16 protein-coding genes and 1 tRNA gene are annotated in these 18,494 nt (G+C 71.1%); 10 read left to right on the top strand and 7 right to left on the bottom strand.

Going from position 1 to position 18,494, the window contains the following annotated elements; translation table 11 throughout:
* Window positions 1–13 precede the first annotated feature (13 nt).
* Window positions 14–1,708 (bottom strand): phosphoenolpyruvate--protein phosphotransferase, encoded by a 1,695-nt coding sequence (locus tag G447_RS0101435; RefSeq protein ID WP_026429767.1) that lies wholly within the window; start codon window positions 1,706–1,708, stop codon window positions 14–16.
* 438 nt (window positions 1,709–2,146) lie between these two features.
* On the opposite strand from G447_RS0101435, the gene G447_RS0101430 reads away from it, so the two are divergent.
* Together G447_RS0101430 and G447_RS0101425 are read left to right on the top strand one after the other, a co-directional pair.
* Complete coding sequence (locus tag G447_RS0101430) at window positions 2,147–3,463, top strand: aspartate kinase (protein WP_026429766.1); 1,317 nt, start codon at window positions 2,147–2,149, stop codon at window positions 3,461–3,463.
* A 184-nt stretch (window positions 3,464–3,647) separates the two neighbouring features.
* Entirely contained in the window at window positions 3,648–4,697 is a 1,050-nt protein-coding gene (locus tag G447_RS0101425; RefSeq protein ID WP_026429765.1) for an aspartate-semialdehyde dehydrogenase, read from the top strand.
* A gap of 98 nt (window positions 4,698–4,795) precedes the next feature.
* Here G447_RS0101425 and trxA read toward each other — a convergent pair whose 3' ends face one another.
* Genes trxA through G447_RS10810 form a run of 3 tightly spaced genes read right to left on the bottom strand, consistent with a single transcriptional unit; the run spans window position 4,796 to window position 6,418 of the window.
* Window positions 4,796–5,203, bottom strand: coding sequence for a thioredoxin (gene trxA, locus G447_RS0101420; RefSeq protein ID WP_341532726.1), 408 nt, complete (start codon window positions 5,201–5,203; stop codon window positions 4,796–4,798).
* Between the two features lie 17 nt (window positions 5,204–5,220).
* Window positions 5,221–5,859 carry a TetR/AcrR family transcriptional regulator gene (locus tag G447_RS0101415; protein ID WP_026429763.1) on the bottom strand — a complete coding sequence of 213 codons (639 nt, stop codon included), beginning with the start codon at window positions 5,857–5,859 and terminating at the stop codon, window positions 5,221–5,223.
* A 4-nt stretch (window positions 5,860–5,863) separates the two neighbouring features.
* A complete protein-coding gene (locus G447_RS10810; RefSeq protein ID WP_081697823.1) occupies window positions 5,864–6,418 on the bottom strand; it encodes an NUDIX domain-containing protein in 555 nt (184 codons plus the stop codon).
* 187 nt (window positions 6,419–6,605) lie between these two features.
* On the opposite strand from G447_RS10810, the gene G447_RS0101405 reads away from it, so the two are divergent.
* Window positions 6,606–6,679 (top strand) — tRNA-Gly (locus G447_RS0101405).
* Window positions 6,680–6,796: 117 nt separating this feature from the next.
* Here the strand turns inward: G447_RS0101405 and G447_RS0101400 are convergent.
* Both G447_RS0101400 and G447_RS0101395 read right to left on the bottom strand, forming a co-directional pair.
* Window positions 6,797–8,410, bottom strand: a complete 1,614-nt coding sequence (locus tag G447_RS0101400; protein ID WP_026429762.1) for a tetratricopeptide repeat protein — start codon at window positions 8,408–8,410, stop codon at window positions 6,797–6,799.
* A 128-nt stretch (window positions 8,411–8,538) separates the two neighbouring features.
* Window positions 8,539–9,114 carry a GNAT family N-acetyltransferase gene (locus tag G447_RS0101395; protein WP_026429761.1) on the bottom strand — a complete coding sequence of 192 codons (576 nt, stop codon included), beginning with the start codon at window positions 9,112–9,114 and terminating at the stop codon, window positions 8,539–8,541.
* A gap of 894 nt (window positions 9,115–10,008) precedes the next feature.
* Here G447_RS0101395 and G447_RS0101390 point away from each other — a divergent pair.
* The 3 genes from G447_RS0101390 to G447_RS0101380 are packed head-to-tail and all read left to right on the top strand — an operon-like array spanning window position 10,009 to window position 13,293.
* On the top strand, window positions 10,009–11,088 hold the full coding sequence (locus G447_RS0101390; RefSeq protein WP_026429760.1) for an efflux RND transporter periplasmic adaptor subunit: 1,080 nt from the start codon (window positions 10,009–10,011) through the stop codon (window positions 11,086–11,088).
* A 1-nt stretch (window position 11,089) separates the two neighbouring features.
* On the top strand, window positions 11,090–11,932 hold the full coding sequence (locus tag G447_RS0101385; protein ID WP_026429759.1) for an ABC transporter ATP-binding protein: 843 nt from the start codon (window positions 11,090–11,092) through the stop codon (window positions 11,930–11,932).
* On the top strand, window positions 11,929–13,293 hold the full coding sequence (locus tag G447_RS0101380; protein ID WP_026429758.1) for an ABC transporter permease: 1,365 nt from the start codon (window positions 11,929–11,931) through the stop codon (window positions 13,291–13,293). The genes G447_RS0101385 and G447_RS0101380 overlap by 4 nt, the downstream gene beginning before the upstream one ends.
* Window positions 13,294–13,392: 99 nt before the next feature.
* Here G447_RS0101380 and G447_RS0101375 read toward each other — a convergent pair whose 3' ends face one another.
* Window positions 13,393–14,322, bottom strand: a complete 930-nt coding sequence (locus tag G447_RS0101375; protein ID WP_081697821.1) for an HhH-GPD family protein — start codon at window positions 14,320–14,322, stop codon at window positions 13,393–13,395.
* A 176-nt stretch (window positions 14,323–14,498) separates the two neighbouring features.
* On the opposite strand from G447_RS0101375, the gene G447_RS0101370 reads away from it, so the two are divergent.
* The 4 genes from G447_RS0101370 to G447_RS0101355 all read left to right on the top strand — a co-directional run bounded on the left by G447_RS0101370 (window position 14,499) and on the right by G447_RS0101355 (window position 18,438).
* Window positions 14,499–15,104, top strand: a complete 606-nt coding sequence (locus tag G447_RS0101370) for a TM2 domain-containing protein (protein ID WP_026429756.1) — start codon at window positions 14,499–14,501, stop codon at window positions 15,102–15,104.
* A gap of 117 nt (window positions 15,105–15,221) precedes the next feature.
* The gene (locus G447_RS0101365; protein WP_026429755.1) at window positions 15,222–15,773 is read left to right on the top strand and encodes a TM2 domain-containing protein; all 552 of its coding nucleotides are present in this window, start codon (window positions 15,222–15,224) and stop codon (window positions 15,771–15,773) included.
* A gap of 100 nt (window positions 15,774–15,873) precedes the next feature.
* Complete coding sequence (gene dcd / locus G447_RS0101360; protein ID WP_026429754.1) at window positions 15,874–16,455, top strand: dCTP deaminase; 582 nt, start codon at window positions 15,874–15,876, stop codon at window positions 16,453–16,455.
* Window positions 16,456–17,250: 795 nt separating this feature from the next.
* Window positions 17,251–18,438 carry a hypothetical protein gene (locus tag G447_RS0101355; RefSeq protein ID WP_034475904.1) on the top strand — a complete coding sequence of 396 codons (1,188 nt, stop codon included), beginning with the start codon at window positions 17,251–17,253 and terminating at the stop codon, window positions 18,436–18,438.
* The last annotated feature ends 56 nt before the right edge of the window (window positions 18,439–18,494 follow it).

Below are 18,494 nucleotides of genomic sequence, written 5' to 3'. Positions count from 1 at the left end.
GGTCCCGGGGGGCTCACACGAGGCCCAGCGCCCGCCGCGCGCGGTAGCGGCCCTCGCCGCCGTCGCGCGCGCCGACGACCGCCCTGGCCGCAGCCTCGCACTGGTCCATCGTCACGGTGGCCAGCATCGCCCCCACGCCCGGGATCGCCCCGGACGCCATGGACAGGGACGACACCCCCATGCCGACCAGGACGCAGGCGAGCAAGGGGTCCGCCCCGGCCTCGCCGCACACGCCGACGGGCTTGCCCGCGCGGGCGCCCTCCCGGGCGACCTTCGCGATCAGCGACAGGGGGGCGGGCTGCCACGGGTCGGCGTACTCGGCCAGGTCCGCGGACGTGCGGTCGGCGGCCATCGTGTACTGGGTGAGGTCGTTCGTGCCGATGGACACGAAGTCCACGGCCTCCAGGAACTGGTCGATGAGGATCGCCACGGAGGGGACCTCCACCATGATGCCGGCCCGCAGATCGACCCCGTAGGTCTCGCAGCGCTTGCGGACCATCGCTGAGAACCACTGCGCTTCCGGGATGGTGGAGACCATGGGCGCCATGACCCACACCCGCGTCTCCGGGGCGCTCATAGCCGCGATGGCGATGGCGTCCAACTGGTTCGCGAGTATCGAGGGGTAGGGGCCGGAAGTGCGGATGCCGCGCACGCCCAGAGCCGGGTTCTCCTCGCCCGGCAGAGTGGCGTAGGCGACCGGCTTGTCCGAGCCTGCGTCCAGGGTCCGCACGACGACTTTGCTCCCACGCCACGGGGCGATCGCCTGGGCGTAGGCGCGCACCTGGTCGGTGACGCCCGGCTCGGCCGTGGATTTGAGGAACGCCAGTTCCGTGCGGGCCAGGCCGATTCCCTGGGCCAGTCCGCCCTCGCGGGCGGCCTCCGAGGCGGCCGCGTCCCCCACGTTCGCCAGGAGCTCCACCGCCCGCCCGTCGCTGGTCGCGGCGGGGCCGCGCCACTCCTCGACCAGGGCGCGGCGCTGCAGGTCCCCCTCGACCAGGGAGTGCGCCACCCGCGGGTCCACGCCCGTCGTCAGCAGGCCGTCGGCGGCCTCGACCAGCACGGGCTCCCCCTCGGGGATCTCGCGGAGCCTGCGGGCGGCCACCACGCAGGGGATCCCCAGTTGGCGGGAGATGATCGACGTGTGCGAGGTGGGCCCGCCCAGGCGCGTCACGATCGCCTGGCACAGCGAGGGGTCCAGCCCGGCGGTGTCGGCGGGGCTCAGGTCGTCCGCTAGCAGCACGAAGGGCTCGGACACGGTGGGGATCCCGGGTTCGGGCGTTCCCTGCAAGTGGGCGATGACCCGGTCGCGCACGTCCATGAGATCCGTGGTGCGCTCGGCCATGACGCCGCCCGCCGTCTCGAACATCACGACGAAGCGCGCGGTCGCCGCCATGACTGCCTGGATGGCGGGGGTCCCCTTGCGGATGCGCTCGGCGACATCGCGCGTCCAAGCGCGGTCGGTGGCGATGGAGGCGGTCACCACCAGGACGTCCGCGGCCTGTTCGGTGGCGCGCAGGGACTTGTCGAAGAGGGAATCGGCGACGGCGCTCTGCGCCTCCATGAACCGGCGGACCTCGTCCTCGCGGTGCGGTGCGGGCAGCGCCGGGGCGCTCTGGTGAGGCAGCGGCGGCCTGTGGGCCCACACAGCCGGGGCGTAAGCGACTCCGTGCACGACGGGGGTGCCATACAGTGCCAGTGATTCGGTCATCGCGTCTCCTTCGTGTGCCCTGCCCCCGGCTCCTGCGCGGGCATGCTCCAACTTTAGGGACTACCTGTACTCCATGTCACGGGTTCGGCGCGGATCCGGGCCCACGAGGCGGGGGCCGCTCCGCCGGTCCCGCGCGGTGCCGCCTCCAGCCCCGTCGTACACTCCGGTGCCGCCTCCCGGGCCGCTGACTGGTGGTCCCGCCCCGTCGTTCCGCCCGGCGGCGCCCCCCGCCCCGTCGTTCCGCCCGGCTCGCTGACGGCCCTCGCGCCCGGCACCGGCCCCGGGCCGCAGCCCGGCGCAGGGGCCCGGCGCTTCCCACATAACGGTCGAATCGGGGAAGCGGCCCCGGGAGTCATAGGATTGTGGGCGGCGGCTCAGGGCCGCCCGCGGGCCGCGCCCGTCGCGCCGCCCCGTGACGCCTGCAGAAATGAGTAACACGTGGCACTGATCGTGCAGAAGTACGGCGGGTCCTCCGTGGCCGACACCGCGGCCATGGAACGGGTGGCCCGCCGCATCGCCGACACGCACAACGCCGGCCACCAGGTGGTGGTGGTCGTCTCCGCCATGGGCGACACGACCGACGACCTGCTCGACGCCGCCGCAGAGCTCAGCTCCGAGCCCCCCGAGCGCGAGATGGACATCCTGCTGTCCGCGGGGGAGCGGATCTCCATGGCCCTCCTGGCCATGGCCGTCGGAGAGCTCGGTGTCGAGGCCCGCGCTTACACGGGCGCCCAGGCGGGCATCCGCACGGACTCGCACTTCGGTGCCGCTCAGATCATCGGCATGGTCCCCGAGCGCGTCGCCCGCGCGGTCAGGGACGGCCAGGTCGCCATCGTCGCCGGGTTCCAGGGGGTCTCCAAGGACGAGGACGTCACCACCCTGGGGCGCGGGGGCTCGGACACGACCGCCGTCGCCCTGGCCGCCGCCCTGGGCGCCGATGTGTGCGAGATCTACACCGACGTCGACGGCTTGTTCTCCGCCGACCCGCGCATCGTTCCCAAGGCCCACCGCTTGCGCACCCTCACCCAGGAGGAGACGCTGGAGATGGCAGCGCACGGCGCGAAGATCCTCCACCTGAGGGCCGTCGAGTTCGCCCGCCGATACGGCGTCCCCCTGCACGTGCGCTCCTCGTTCTCCGAGAAGAACGGCACGTGGATCTCCGACGCCCCCGCCCACCCCGACCTCAAGGGCCTCGTGCCCGACGCCGCACTGGCACACCCCGAGGAGCCCACCATGGAAAAACCCATAATCTCCGGGATCGCGCACGACCGCTCCCAGGACAAGATCACGGTCACGAACGTGCCCAACAACCCCGGTGTGGCCGCCCGCGTCTTCGCGGTGGTCGCCGAGGTCGGCGCGAACATCGACATGATCGTCCAGAACATCCCCGTCTCGGACCCCACGAAGGCGAACATCACGTTCACCCTGCCCGAGGACCACGCCCGCGCCGCCCTCGACGCCCTGGGGGAGGCGCGCGCCGAGATCGGCTACGACGAGCTGCGCTACAACCCGGACATCGGCAAACTGTCGCTGATCGGCGTCGGCATGCGCACCAACCCGGGCGTGTCGGCCCGCCTGTTCTCCGCGCTCTCCGACGCGGGCATCAATATCGACTTGATCTCCACCTCCGAGATCCGCCTCTCCGTCGTCACTCGCCTGGAGGACCTGGACCGCGCGGTCCAGGCGGTGCACACCGCCTTCGGCCTCGACGCCTCGGAGACTGAGGCGGTCGTCTACGGCGGCACCGGCCGCTGAACGCCGCCGAGGCCCGGGGCGCTCGCGCGTCCACGCGCGGCCGGGCGCCCCGGTTCGGCGGACGGCATTGAGTTCGGCGGTCCGCGCCCGGCCGGGCGCCCCGGGCCGGACGGGCCTCGTCGCCACAGATCCCACCCCGCGCCCGCCCCGTCGTACGGGCGCGCACAACAACAAGGAGAACACCATGAGCGGACTCAACGTCGCCGTCGTCGGAGCAACGGGGCAGGTGGGGCGCGTCATGCGCACCCTGTTGGAGGAGCGGGACTTCCCGGTGGGGACGATGCGTTTCTTCTCCTCCGCGCGCAGCGCCGGAACGACCCTGGCGTGGAAGGGCGGGGACATCGTCGTAGAGGACGTTGCCGCGGCCGACTACTCGGGCATCGACATCGCCGTGTTCTCCGCGGGTGCCACGGCCTCGCGCGAGTACGCGCCGAAGTTCGCGGCCGCAGGCGCGGTCGTCGTCGATAACTCCTCAGCGTGGCGCAAGGACCCCGACGTGCCGCTGGTGGTCTCCGAGGTCAACCCCGCGGACACCGCGGACCGCCCCAAGGGCATCATCGCCAACCCCAACTGCACGACCATGGCGGCCATGCCCGTCCTGGGGCCCCTCGTGGACGCGGCGGGAGGGCTGAAGCGCCTCTTCGTGTCGTCCTACCAGGCTGTCTCCGGCTCGGGGCGCGCTGGCGTCGCCGAGCTGACCGGCCAGATCGAGGCCGGGGCCAGCCAGGACCTGGCCGGCCTGGCGCTCGACGGCCGCGCCGTCACCCTGCCCGCCCCGGTCGTGTACGCCGCGCCCATCGCCTTCGACGTGGTGCCCCTGGCCGGGTCGATCGTGGACGACGGCAGCGGGGAGACCGATGAGGAGCAGAAACTGCGCAACGAGTCGCGCCGCATCCTGCACATCCCCGACCTGGCGGTGTCCGGCACGTGCGTGCGCGTCCCCGTGTTCACCGGCCACACCCTGACGATCCACGCCGAGTTCTCCGGTCCGATCACGCCGGGCCGCGCCCTCGATGCGCTGGCCGGGGCGCCCGGCGTGCGCGTCGTGGATGTGCCGACCCCGCTGGAGGCCGCGGGCCGCGACGAGGTGCTGGTCGGGCGCGTGCGCCAGGACCAGGCGGTGGGGGAACGGGGGCTCGTGCTCGTCGTCTCCGGCGACAACCTGCGCAAGGGCGCGGCCCTCAACGCCGTGCAGGTCGCCGAGCTGGTCGCCGCCGAGCTGCTCGCCCGCTGACCGGGCGCGGACGCGCCGAGGGCCCCGGGGTTCCCGGGGCCCTCGTTGTTCAGCCGCTCGCGGCGCGGAGCGCCGTCCGGCTGACTGCCGCCGGGGCGTCACGCCTCCTGTTCGGCCGCCGCGGCGATCTTCGCGCGCACGTCGTCCATGTCGAGGGCCTCGATCTGGCCGATGAGGTCGTTCAGTGCCGACTGCGGGAGGGGCCCGGAGTGGCGGAACACTGCGACTCCGTCGCGGAAGGCCATCAGCGTGGGGATGGACTCGATCTGCGCGGCCATGCCCAGTTGCTTCTCCTGGTCCGTGTCGATCTTGCCGAACACCACATCCGGGTGCGCCTCGGAGGCCGCCTCGAAAACGGGCCCGAACTGGCGGCAGGGGCCGCACCACGGCGCCCAGAAGTCCACGAGCACGATGCCCGATCCGGCGATGGTCTTCTCGAAGTTGTCCTGGGTGAGGGCGACGGTTGCCATGCTTCTCCTTGTCTCTGTCGCTGTTGTGGTGTTCAACGAGGCGCTGCGCGAGACTATTCCGGGGCCCCTGCTCCCTGGCGTGTTACCTCTGCCACTTTCTGCTCGGGTACGCCGACGGCCCGCAGGACGAAAGCCTCCGTCATGCGCAGCGCCGCCCCCCGCTCCTGCGGGTCCCGGGGCAGGCGCTGGCCCGCTATCGCGGAGTGGATGAGGTGGACCAGGCCCAGGGTGTTCTGCGCGGGGATCGCCCCCTCGGCCACGGCGTCGTCCAGGATCGACAGCAGCACCCCGCCCACGACGCCCGCGTGGTCGCGCAGGTGCGAGGAGTTCTCCTGCGACATGTGCTTGCGCAGAGCCACTCCGCTCATCAGGTGGTAGCGGTCCGTCATCTCCATGTGGGCCCGCAGGTAGACGCTCAGGCGCCGGATCGGATCGGGCTCCTCGTCGAGGCGGCGGCGGAGGACCTGCGTGAACTCAGTGGTCACCTGGCGCATGTAGGCCAGCAGCAGCACCTCCTTGTCGGCGAAATGGTTGTACACCGCCGTGCGGCCCACTCCCGCCTTCTGGGCGATCCGGGACATGGTGATCGCATCGAAGGGCTCCTCGGCCAGCAGTGCGCCGAGGGCGTTGAAGAGCCGACTCCGGGTGAGCTCCCGGTGGTCGGCCAAGGTGGTACCGATGATCTTTGGCATGCCGTTATTCTGACAGACCGGGTCCGTCTGTCGCCAAAGGTGGTGCGCCGCCCGCCTCGTGCGCTGGCGCCCCTGCTCTCTTTCCCCGGCCCGGCGTTGCGACGCCCGCCTCGTGAAGACACACCTCCACCACGGCCCGCACTACGTCCAAGTCGTGGCCGATCCAATCCAGGGCCTCGACCTGGTCCAGCCGCACCCACTCCAGGGAGCAGTGGGACCCGCTGGCCGTGGGGGCGGGCGAGCCGGGCGCCACCTCCGCCAACCACACGCCCATCACCCTGCCCTCCAGGATCGGCCACCACGACGGCCCAGGGGAGGCATCCCCGTCCCCGGACGAGGGGGCCCGCACCTGCTCCCCGACCCTGATCTCAGTGGACAGCTCCTCGCGGATCTCGCGGGCCAGGCCCTCCAAGGGGGCTTCGTCGGGCTCGAGCTTCCCGCCGGGGAGCTCGTAGCGACCGCGCAGCTGCGGCGGATAGGCGCGCGTGGCGCACAGGAGCCTGGTGGGGGCGTGAAGGGAGTCGACGATGGCGGCGGCAACGACTGGGCGCGGAGTCATCGCCCCAGGATACGTGCCCCGCGGCTCCCTCCGGATCCCGGGCGCGGGGGAGGACCCGTCGGCACGGGTCACCCAGCTCTCGCCCGGCCGGCTCCCGGGTGCGCGGGGGAACAATTCGGGCAGGGGTGGACGCGGGCCCCAGTTCCCGCTATGATCATTGAGTCTTCCTCACAAGGGGGGGACGCCTGCGGGCGTAGTTCATCGGTAGAATGGAAGCTTCCCAAGCTTCAGAGGCGGGTTCGATTCCCGTCGCCCGCTCCAGCCAAGCCCCGGTACCGCGACAGCGCAGTGCCGGGGTTCTTCGTGCACGCGGGCGCCGTCGCTGAGCGCATCCGGGTGCCGCCCAAGGGCCGCGCCGCGGACACCCGGCAATCGGCCTCACATACTCTTGGCCTGACGGCGCAGTTCCTCGGCCTCGGCCGCGCGGCCCTGCGCCTCCACGACTCCGGCCAAGTGCCCCATACAACTGGCGCGGACCTCCTCGGTGCCCGGGACCGCGGAGAACAGGCCGATCGCGCGGCGGTAGCTCCGCTCGGACTCCGCCAGGCGCCCCATAGCGCGCAGTGCGAGCCCCAGGCCGAAGCAGCAACTCGCGCTGTCCCTTTCGGCGCTGCCGATGGCCGAGTACAGGCCGAGCGCCTTGTGGAACATGGCCTCCGCGCGCGACGGACGACCCAGGTTCGTGAAGGTGAGCCCCAGGGAGCTCAGGCAGTTCGCCCGCTCCCGTTCGGCGCCCTCAATTCCCTCGAACATGTCAAGCGCCTGACGGAAGCAGCCCTCCGCCTCGACGAAGCGATTCATCGCGCGCAGCGTGTCCGCCAGATCGAAAAGGCACTCGGCTCGGTCGCGGTCGTACACCCCGAGGCCCCCGTAGAGGTCGAGCACCTGGCGGAAGAACTCCTCCGCCTCAGACAGCCTGCCGAGCTCCTTAGTGGCCAGCGCCAGGTTGTACAGGCAGTAGGCCCTCCTCAGCTCGGCGTCGGGCAGGCCCAGCTGGTCGGGCAGCGTGTAGAGCGGGAGCGCCTGCCGGTACAGGTCCACCGCCTCGGCCGCCCGACCGCCGTCGACCAGCACCAGGGCGAGGTTGTTGAGGCAGCGGGCCTGGTTGCGCGCCGTTCCCTCGATGCCCCGGTAGAGGGGCAGGGCCCGGCGGTAGAAGTCCTCGGCCTTGGAGCGGTCCAGGTTCCGGTGCGCGTCCCCCAGGCCCCGCAGGCAGTCGGCGCGGTCCTGCTCGGTACCACCGACCCCCTCGTACAGGGTGAGCGCCTCCCGGTAGAAGGCCGCGGCCTCGGCGCAGTGGCCCTTCGCTGCGACCAGGTGCGCGAGGTTGTAGAGGCAGTCGGCCTTGTCGCGCTGGGCGGCGTCGTCCAGGTTCGCGTACAGCCGCAGTGCCTGGCGGTACATGTCCTCCGCCTCGTCGAGGCGGCCCACGGACGCGATCGTGTTCGCCAGGTCGTTGAGGCACTCCGCCTGGGCGTGCTCCGTGCCCTCGAAGCGGGTGTAGAGGGCCAGCGCCTCGCGGTGCAGGCCCTCCGCCTCGGCGGGGCGCCCGATCCGTGCGAGCGCGCAGGCCCTGCGGTACAGGCACGTCGCCTGGATGTACTCGGTTCCCCGGTATTGGCGGTAGTACGCGAGCGCCTGCTGGTACAGCTCCTCCGCCTGCGAGTGGTTCCCCAAGGACTGGGCGATCGCTCCGATGCGTTTGAGGCAGTCGGCCTGGAGGCCCTCGGCCCCCTCGAAGGACGCGTAGAGGCCGAGCGCGCGGTGGTAGTGGAACTCGGCCTCGCCCAGCCTCCCCAGGTAGTAGATGGCGGTGGCCATCGAGTACAGGCACCGGGCCTGCTCCAATTCCGTTTCCTCGCGGGCCTCGTAAAGGGCGAGGCTCTGGCGCAGCAGTGCCTCGGCTTCCGCCAGGCGCCCCTGGTCGAGTTCCTCCTGGCCGCTGGCGAACAGGGAGTCGGGATCGCCGTGGTCCGCGGCGCTGTCCGGCATGGCCCCTCCTTGGTGACGGCGACTGGTGCCCGGTCCCGATCCACGCGGTGGGCGCGACCCGAAGCGGTTCTTTCATTGTTGTGTGGCCCCGATGGGAGCGTCAAGTGATCTGCGCGACGCCCCTCCGCTCACAGAGGGGGCCTGCGGTAGATGAGCTCGTGGTCCGCGTGGGAGCCGACCATGAACGCGTACTCGCCGACGCGGGAGAACTCGTGGCGCTCGTAGAGGCGCTGGGCGCCGGGGTTCCCGCTCCACACGCCCAGCCACACCGGACGAGGGCCCTCGCGCTCCAGCCAGCGCAGTGCGGTGGCCAGCAGGGCGCTCCCCCTCCCGTTGCCCTGGTACTCGGACAGCACGTAGAGCCGCTGGACCTCGCCGTCGTCGGGGCGGACGGCGTCGTGCGGCAGGGCCGCTGGGCGTGCGCTCGCGTACCCCACCGGCGCCGGCGCCGCCCCCTCCGGGGAGCTGGAGTCATCCGGGCCCGCGGGGGCATCGAGGCCGCCGGGCGCGGAGTCGGGGAAGAGCAGCCACGTCGCCCGGTCGGGGTCGGCCAGCTCCGTTCGGAGCACGTCCGGCGCGTAAGCCTCGCGCAGGAAGGCGTTCAAGTCGTCGTTCCTGTAGAGGTGGCCGAAGGTTTCGCTGAACGCCCGCGAGGCCAGGGCCGACAGGGCGTTCGCATCAGCTGGGGTGGCGCGGCGGATCATGGTGCTCCTCGTGTACGAGTTGGGGGCCGGGGCTGGGCCTGGTGGATAGTCCCGGGTTTGCGGAGGGGTGTGGTGCTTCCACTATGCGCTCAGGTCCGACTGGGAGGCACTCGAATGGGCAAGGCGGAGGGTTGGTGCTGTTTCCACTATGCGCTCAGGTGGCCGGGGGCTCAAGGTGCGTCCGCGTGTCCCGCGCCGTCCGTATGCTTTGTGCCACATGCTCTATCGAAGTTGGATGTGTGGCATGTAGAACTGAACCAATCGAGCCCCGGCCAGGCCTCTGTTCCATGCCCAAATGGTCGGGGCCTTTATTATCGGAGCTCTGTATTGCGAAGCGGGGTGGTCAGAGCGCGTGCTCGGGGCTGTTTTGCAAGCGAAGCGGAGTTTTCAAAGGGATACCGTCACTTTGCAAGTGTTATAACGCTTGCAAAGTGTGGTATCGCTGTGAAAGCGGAGGTATCGCTGTGAAAACGGGGCCCGTCGTGTCGGTATCGCTGTGAAAACGGGGCCCACCGTGCGCGACGCCTGGGCTCGGGCGCCCGTGGGCCAGGTGCAGCCGCGCCCGACGCGCTTCCTGTGCTTCCCGGGCTCCCCGCGCTTCCCCTGGCGAGTCCCAGGCGTTCTCGTCGGAGCTGACGATCCCCGGCGCGCTTCCCCTCCCCGGCGCTCGGCGAGCCCGCCAACACCACCGCCCACCCACCCGGGTGCGTCGGCTCAAATGTTTTCCCCGCACACGCGGGGATGAGTCCACCGCCCACCCACCCGGGTGCGTCGGTCCGCTCAGCGGCTCCATTGGTGCGCCCACTGCATTGGTGGACAGCGGGTACCGCAGAACGCGGCCTTGGCCCTAGACTGTCGGTACTGTTCGAGGCAACGATCCGTGCGGGAGGCATTGTGGCTGCTAGGAGCCGCGCCACGAGGGTGCTGGATGTCGTGAAGGTGCTCATATGGGCCGCGATCGCGGTCGCGCTGGTGAAGTTCGCGTTCTTCCCCGGCTCGTCGGCGGAGGAGGCCCAGTCGTTGGACCCCTCGGGCGCCTACGGGCAGATCACAACGATCGTGACCAGGGGGTCCGTGAAGAACACGGTGACGCTCACGGGCACTATCGAGGCCGATGAGGCCACCCAGGTGCGCGCCACGCTGGACGGGCAGGTCTCCAGGGTCCTCGCCGACGACGGTGCCGCAGTGGATGAGGGCGATCCGCTCCTGGAAGTCCGCAAGGAGGTGCCCGGCGAGGACACGCAAACGACGGGTCCGGAGGGGAACACGACGACCCAGCCGGGCAGGCCGTCATTCAAGTCGGTGATCGTCCGGGCGCCCATTTCCGGCACGCTGCGCATGAGCGCGCTGGTGGGCCAGTCCTTCGCTGTCGGCGACACCGTGGGCACGGTAGCCCCCGGCACTTTCTCCGCGGTGGCGTCCCTGGACGCCGAGCAGCTCTACCGCCTCCAGGATCCCCCTTCCACGGCCACCATCGCTGTGAAGAACGGGCCTGCTCCCTTCGAGTGCTCGGGCTTGGCGATCGGCGCGCCCCAGTCGCCCCAGGGCCCCCAGAAGGAGCAGAACCCCTCTTCGTCGGCCACGCCGGGCGGTGTGAGGGCGAAGTGCGCGATCCCCTCCGACCAGAAGGTGTTCGCCGGTCTGAAGGTGACGATGGACGTGACGGCCGGCGAGGCCACCGATGTCCTCGTGGTCCCCGTGTCGGCCGTCGAGGGCCGTTACCAGCAGGGAACGGTGTACCTGCCCTCCGACGACGGCACCCAGACCAAGGTCCAGGTCGAGCTCGGCCTCACCGACGGGCGCGTCATCGAGGTGAAGTCGGGGCTCAGCGAGGGCGAGGAGATCCTCGAGTTCACACCCAGTGCCCGCAAGGAGGACGCGGAGCGGGGCGGCTGGGAACCGGGCCCGGGCGGCGACTACGGCAACGGCTTCACCGGCGGCCAGGGAGCGGGAGACTCCGAGGGCAGGGACTGATATGGCGCTCGTCGAGCTGCGGGACGTGACCCGCACCGTGTCCCTGCCCGACGGGGAGGACTTGCGCATCCTGCGCGGCGTGACGCTGGACGTCGAGGCGGGCGAGCGCGTCGCCATCGTGGGGCGCTCGGGCACGGGCAAATCGACTCTGCTCAATATTGTGGGGATGTTGGACCGGCCGACTTCCGGGACCTACCGCGTCGACGGGGTGGACGTCGTGGACCTGCGCGAGGGGCGCCGGGCCCGTCTGCGTGGGGCCTCCTTCGGCTTCGTGTTCCAGCAGTTCAACATATTCGCGGCGCGCACGGCGGTGGAGAACGTCGAGGTCCCCCTGCTCTACGGGGCCGGCCCCTCTTTCTGGCGCAGGCGCCGCCTGGCGACCGAGATGCTCGAGCGCGTCGGCTTGGGGGACCGGGCCGACTCCTACCCTTCCCAGATGTCGGGCGGCGAGCAGCAGCGCATCGCGATAGCCCGCGCCCTGGTGCGCAAACCGAAGACGATCCTGGCCGACGAGCCGACCGGGGCGCTCGACCCGCACACTGGGGGCGCGGTCATGGACCTGCTGGAGAGCGTCGCTCAGGAGAATGACTCGGCGCTCATCACCATCACCCACGACATGGCGATCGCCGCCCGCTCGCACAGGGTGTTCGAACTCTTCGACGGGGTCCTCCACCGCCTGGGCGCCGCGGACGACTTCGTGGGGGGCGCCCCGCAGGAGCCGCCGCCCCGGGACGAGTGCCCGTCCGCAGCGGGAGCCCCCGGGGTGGAGAGGGCCGGGACGGAGGCTCCCGGGACTCGGAGCGCCGGAGCCGATGGGAACTGCGCGCCGGAGGAGGAACAGTGAGGGCACTGCATCAACTGTTCGGCGCCCTTGTGGAGGCGTGGGGCGAGGTCAAGGTCCAGCGTGCCCGCGTCGTCCTGTCCCTGGTGGGCGTCGTCGCCGCCGTCGCCGCCATGTCCACGGTCATCGCCCTGGGCGACCTCATCGTCCAGTCGAGCAAGGAGATGACCGAGGCCATGGACGGGCGCGCCACGACCCTCCACATCACCGCCTCGAAGTCGGGTTCGGACGCCGGGGACTCACCGGCGGCGCCCGCCCCGGCCCCGTCCTCGTCGGACACCGATCCGGCGGCGGAGGGCAGCCAGTCCCCGACAGCGGTCCCGGACCCGGTGGGGGACGCCATGGCGACCGTGGCCGACCGCCTGTCCATCCCCTACTGGGCCCGGGTGGAGAACGGGGGCGTCACCCTCGACGAGATCTGGCAGTCCCGTCAGACCGGCGAGTTCCGGGGGCACCCCGTGGTCGAGCCGGAGCTCGGATGGCAGGACCCGCTGGTCCGGGCCGTGGACCCGGCCTACGGCATCATCTACCGGATCAAGCCCCTGCGGGGCAGGTGGGTCCAGGACGCGGATGCCGACCAGCGCCTGACCCCCGTCGTCATCAACGCGGCGATGTGGGACGCCCTGGGCCGCGCCCCCATCGACGAGCGGCCCATCGTCCTGCACTCCTCCGACTCCGACGCCCAGTTCCGCGTCGTCGGGGTCGTGTCGGCCAAGACCCCCTACGAGCCGCCCGTCATGTACGCCGCCTACTCCGCGTGGGCGAATGTGCGCGCCTCGGCCTCGCCTGGACGGTCCCAGGAGCCGGACCGCTCCTCGGTGGAGATGCTGGTGTGGGTGGGCTCCGACCAGGTCGACGAGGCGCGCCAGATCGTTCCGCGTGCGCTCGCGTCGGTGCTCGGCAAGGGCTGGGAGGGGACCGTCTCCGGAGGGGACCGGGACAGCGCCGACGCCGGCGGTTTGGGGCAGATCCGCACGGTGATCATGGTGATCGGGGGGATCGTGGTCTTCCTGGGGGCGCTGGGGCTACTCAACGTCGCGATCGTGACGGTGCGCCAGCGGGTCCGCGAGATAGGCATCCGCCGCGCCCTGGGGGCGTCGGCCGGCCGAGTGTTCTTCGCCGTGTTCATGGAGTCCGTGGTCGCGACGTTCCTGGCGGGCGTGCTCGGCGTGGCGGTCGCGATCCTGGTGGTGCGCTTCCTCCCCTTGGAGACGATGGGCATCATCTTGCAGGACAAGCCGGCGTTCCCCCTGGGCGCCGCTTTCGACGGCCTCGCTATCTCGACGGGGATCGGCGCGCTGTGCGGGATCATCCCCGCTTTCGCCGCGGTGCGCATCAGGCCCATCGACGCGATCCGGTACTAGGTGTTGTGGGGCGGGGCACCCAGCCGCCTCCGGCCCCATCGCCCACCGCCTCGGGCACGGGGATGCCGAGCTGCTGGCGGGGCACCCGGATCACGGGGGTCACGGGAGGGTGATCCGCGAGGACGCCTCGTCGTAGGCGACCAGCTGGTCGGCGATGAGTGAGGCGAGTACGCGCTGGGCCTGGCCCTCCTCGGCGCCGGGCAAGGTGGCCGCCCTGAGCGCTTCGGCGTGGGATATTCCTGCGCGCCCCCGGGGCGCGGCGGAGTGCGCCGTGCGCAGCGCCGCTAGGACTCGCCCCCGGGCTTGCCGGTCCGTTCCCCGCCACGCCTGGGCCCTGGGGCGCTTGGCGGCGCGCGGGTAGCCGCGCTCGGCCCACTGGCACTGCTCGCGGACCGGGCACGCGGGGCAGTCGGGCGAGCGCTGCGTGCACACGAGTGCCCCGAACTCCATGAGCGCCAGATTCCACGCCGCGCATTCGTGGCCGTCCTCGGGCAGCACCGCGTTGGCGCGTTCCCGTTCGGCCCTCGTCGGCGCCGAGGAGGCGGGCAGTTCGATTCCGTCGAAGAGGCGCGAGGCGACGCGGCGGATGTTGACGTCCAGCACGGCGGTCCTCTGGTGGAACTGGAACGAGGCGAGCGCCGCCGCCGTGTACCCGCCGACGCCGGGGAGCTCGAGCAGCTGGGCGTGATCAGTGGGAACCGCTCCGCCGTGGGCGTCCCGTATTCGGGTGGCGCACTGCTGGAGGCGCAGTGCCCGGGAGGGGTAGCCCAGGGTCGCCCATTCGACTAGGACGTCGGCGGTCGGGGCGCCGGCGAGGTCCGCGGGGGTGGGCCACAGCGCCATCCATCTCAGCCAGACCGGCGTGACGCGGACCAGTGGGGTCTGCTGGCTCATGACCTCGAACACGAGCGTTCCCCACGGGGTGACGCCGTCGGCGCGCATCGGCACGTCGCGCCCGTTGTGGTCGTACCACGAGGTGAGGGCGCAGAACAGGGCGGCTGCTTCTGCGGGTTCGGGGGTGCGGATCATCCGCACCAGCGTATCGGCGGGCGCTGTCACCGTCGCGCGGAGGGCAGGAGCAGGCGGCGCCGCGTTGTGGACGCGCCGTGCGCCGACCGGACGCGGAGTCGTATTGTGGGCGGGACACTGTCTGGAGCCGCGGGTTCCCGTGGCGCCGCAAATACCCTGTGCGAGGAGACTGAACGATGACGACCCCCGACCCGCAAGAGTCTGGTTTCCCTTTGGATCCGCCGGTGGTGGGGCCCTACGCGCCCAACGGGGGTCCCTCCCCGTCGGCCGCTGAGCCCTGTGCGCCCCCGCAGGGAGGGGCAGCGAACCCCTACGCGGAGCCCTATGCCTCCCCGCAGGGAGGGACGACGAGCCCCTACGCTGAGCCGAATGCGCAATACCCCGCCGCCGGACAGGGGTACTGCGCTCCGGCGCCGGCGAAGTCCTACACCGCCGCGCTGCTGCTGCACCTGTTCCTCAGTGGTGTTGGTGCGGGCGACTTCTATATGGGTTTCAAGAAGACCGCCTTCGGCAAACTGGTGCTCAACATCGTGGGGATCGGTCTGATCGTTGCGTCCATCGTGATGGTCGCCATGATCGTCACGGATCCCAGTTTTGGCCCCTACAACGACAAACTCCCGACTCCGGACCAGGTGCGGGCGCTGGAAGGATCGTACCGGCTGTTCAATGTGGGCTGCGCGGCTCTGGGGGCGTTGGTGGTCTGGGCGTTGATCTCGGTCATCATGGTGGGCGCGCGTGTCGGGATGTACCGCGCGGACGCGAATGGCGTGCCGTTGGCTTGACCCCCATAGTATATTACTGAGTAATCAGGGCTTTTGTGGGGAAACCTGGATCGTTCCTGCTCCGCACGTTGCGTATGCTGGAGGCGTCGTCAATCGTTTCCACCAGGAGGAGGAAGCATGAGTTCGTTCGACAGGCCTCAAGACCCGGACGCGGCCCCGCGCGCGCTGGGCGCCGCTTCCGCTTCCATGCATTCGTCCTCTTCGGAGCGCGACGAGGCGGGCGCCGGCCCCCGCGCCCAGGACTACGACTCGAGGTCCTACTCCGCCGGGAGCGGCCCGCAGTACGGGGAGCCGAGCGGGTACGCCAGTCCTCAGTACGGGGTGCCCGATTGGTACAGCCAATCCCAGTACGGGGAGCCGGGCGTCGGCGGCCCGCAGTACGGGGAGCCGGGCGGGTACGGCCGTTTCGAGTCGGGGCTGGGCGGGGTGCCCCAGCCCCCCAGGCAGATGCTCATCGTCGTGCTCCTGGCGTTGTTCGCCGGGCTCTTCGGCCTCCACAACTTCTACCTGGGCTATACCAACCGTGGACTCGCCCAGCTGCTGGTCACTGTGTGCACCCTGGGCTTCGGGGCGCCCATCGTGTGGCTCTGGGCGATCGTGGAGCTGATCCTGATCGTCACCCGTTCGGGCTCCTACGCTTTCGACGCGTTCGGGCGTCCCCTGGTGTGAGGCGCTCGCGGCGCCCGTGCTGCTTCGGGACGCCCTCCGCCGGTCCGCCACGACCGCACCCGGTCCACCACAATCGTTCCTGATGTGGGACAATCGTGGCATGTTGCTCAGTGACCGCGATATCAAGGCGGGCCTCGACTCCGGCCGGATCCACCTGGATCCGCTTGACCGCGGCCTGGTCCAGCCGGCCAGCATCGATGTGCGCCTGGACCGCTTGTTCCGCCTCTTCGACAACCACAGGTACGCGGTGATCGACCCGCGCGCGGACCAGTCGGATCTCACCCGCCTCGTGGAAGTCGATCCTGAGAAGCCCTTCGTGCTGCACCCGGGCGAGTTCGTCCTCGGGGCCACGTACGAGCTGGTGAGCCTGGGCGCTGATATCGCGGCGCGGCTGGAGGGCAAGTCGTCCCTGGGCCGCCTCGGCTTGCTCACGCACTCGACTGCGGGCTTTATCGACCCCGGGTTCTCCGGGCACGTGACCCTCGAGCTTTCGAATACGGCGACGATGCCGATCCTGCTGTACCCGGGCATGAAGATCGGGCAGTTGTGCTTCTTCGACCTGTCGTCCCCGGCGGAGGCCCCCTACGGCAGCGAGGGGCTGGGCTCCCACTACCAGGGGCAACGCGGACCCACGCCGTCGCGGACCCACCTGCGTTTCACGACCACGCGCATTGGCCGGTAGATGACGCCGCTGGCCCCGCCGCCCCGCCCGAAACGCAGACCGGACGCGTTCACTCCTCCCAGCACTCGGAAGGAGGAGCCTTCGACGCCAATGGAACCCCGTTCCGCCGGGGAGCCGGGGACAGTGCCAGAACCTCCCACGCCGGCTGGTGATCCTGTGGCGCTGCGCGAACCGGTCAGACCGCCCAGGCCGCCGAGGCGCTCGCCCTCCCCTTCTCGGCGTTCCGGGTCTCCGCAGTCGTCGCCCTCGTCTGAGCGGGCGCCCGAGCGGGTGGTGGAGCCGGGGAGTGGGAAGCGCGCTGTTCCAGCTGATCCGCCGTCCGAACGCCAGCGGCGCGTTGTCCCCATCGCACCAGCGCCCCAGCGCGGGCAGCGCGCTGTTCCGTCCTCCCCGGCGCCGCGGACGCCGGGGCGTGATCCGCGTGTCGTTCCCGTCGTCCCGCCCTCCGAGCACGGGCCGAAGCGGGAGCCGCGTTCTGTTCCCGTCGTCCCGCCGTCCGAGCATGAGTCGGAGCATGGGCAGCGCACCGTTCCCGCCTCCCAGGCCCCCGCCCGCCAGGGCACCCTTGGGCCGGGGACTGCGCCCGTGCCCCGACAAGAACCTGTTCCCCCCGCCGGGGGGGCTTCTGCGCCCGGACCGCAGCGCCCCCGGTCCACGGGCGTCATCCAAGGCATTGCCCTGCCGGGGATGGTGGCGCGAGCAGAGGCGGGGCCGGATCCTTCGGGTGAGGCGTCGCCGGAAAGGCGCTCCGTGAAAGACCGGCTGGCGGATGCCCAACCGAGCTTGGCGGATGCCATGCCCACGGGAACAGGGGACAACCCGCTGACGAAGACTGCGCTCGGCATCTCCGCTTTTACCACCACGGAAGGGGCGTTCACGATCGATTCCTCCGGCGTGATCACCCGCTCCGGCTCCGCCTCGCCGATAGCCGTGTCCTTCGACGTGCAGGGCCCGGCCGGCGCCATCGACGTCGAACGGGTGCGCGATAAGCACGTGCTGGTCCTGTCCGACGAGGTCGATCCCGCCGAATTGGAGGCCCTGGCGGTGTCCATGTGGGACGACGCGGGCTGGGTGGGCCCCGGCGAGCTGCGCCTGTCCTCCTCGGCGACCCTGCGCGGCGCGTGGAGTGTCGATGATGCAGCGCGGCGCGCCCTGGGGACACCTGAGGTCCTCACGCAGGCATGGGTGCTGGATTGCCCCCAGACCCGTTCCGAGGAGGTCTCGGAGTCGATGGGGGAATGGGCCAAGGCATTCCCCGACGGCTTGCCGACCGGCCTCGAGTACCGGATCCTCCAGGCGCTCGCGCGGATGGCGCGGCGGCTGGCTGGCGCGCTGCGCCTCGCCCCGTCGGGCTTCGTGATGGAACCCGACGCGGAGTCCGCGGTCAACCTCACCGTTTACTCGCCCAGGTGGATCCCCCCGGAGGATCTGCTCGGCGCCCTGCGCGACAAGGGCGGCTTCACGGGACTGGCCGATGCCCGCGACCTCTCGCCCGCCGGGTCCTCCCCGCAGATGGAGCACGCCGAGGAGCAGAGGATCGCCCAGCTCCGCGAGAACCTCGGGCCCATGCGCGCGGACATCGCGGAGCGGATCGAGCGGGAGCGCCAGGAGCTCGCAGCCACCGGGGAATCCCAGAAGGTTGTCGAGGGCTATGCCCTCGTGGGCCCTATCGGGGGGCGTTCCGAAGTGATGGTCGAGGTGCACGCGGTCCCCTCGCCGCCCCGCGTCCTGCGCTGGGAGCCGTGGACCGCCTCGACGATCATCGAGTACCAGGTGCGATGGCTGCCCGGGGGGTCGCTTGACGCGCCCGACGCCACCTTGTCGCGCTCGGCGCGCCGCGAGCGCCTCCGCTCGGCGTCGGACATCGAGAGCATCGCGGGTCTCATCGCCACGATGGCGGGCGGCAACGTCATCGATGAGGACGGGTTCTTGGTGGGCCTGGAGGAGATCCAAGTGGCTGACGACCAGGAGCCGCAGGACTGAGGGGCCGGTTCCCCTCCCCGGCCCCGGGGTGCGCCGGGTGCCCGGACGTGGCATTC

The sequence above is a fragment of the Schaalia georgiae DSM 6843 genome, from assembly GCF_000429245.1.
Taxonomy (GTDB): Bacteria; Actinomycetota; Actinomycetes; order Actinomycetales; family Actinomycetaceae; genus Pauljensenia; species Pauljensenia georgiae.
The sequence above is the reverse complement of the archived record's forward strand: the minus strand, read 5'-3'. Positions and strand labels throughout refer to the sequence as shown.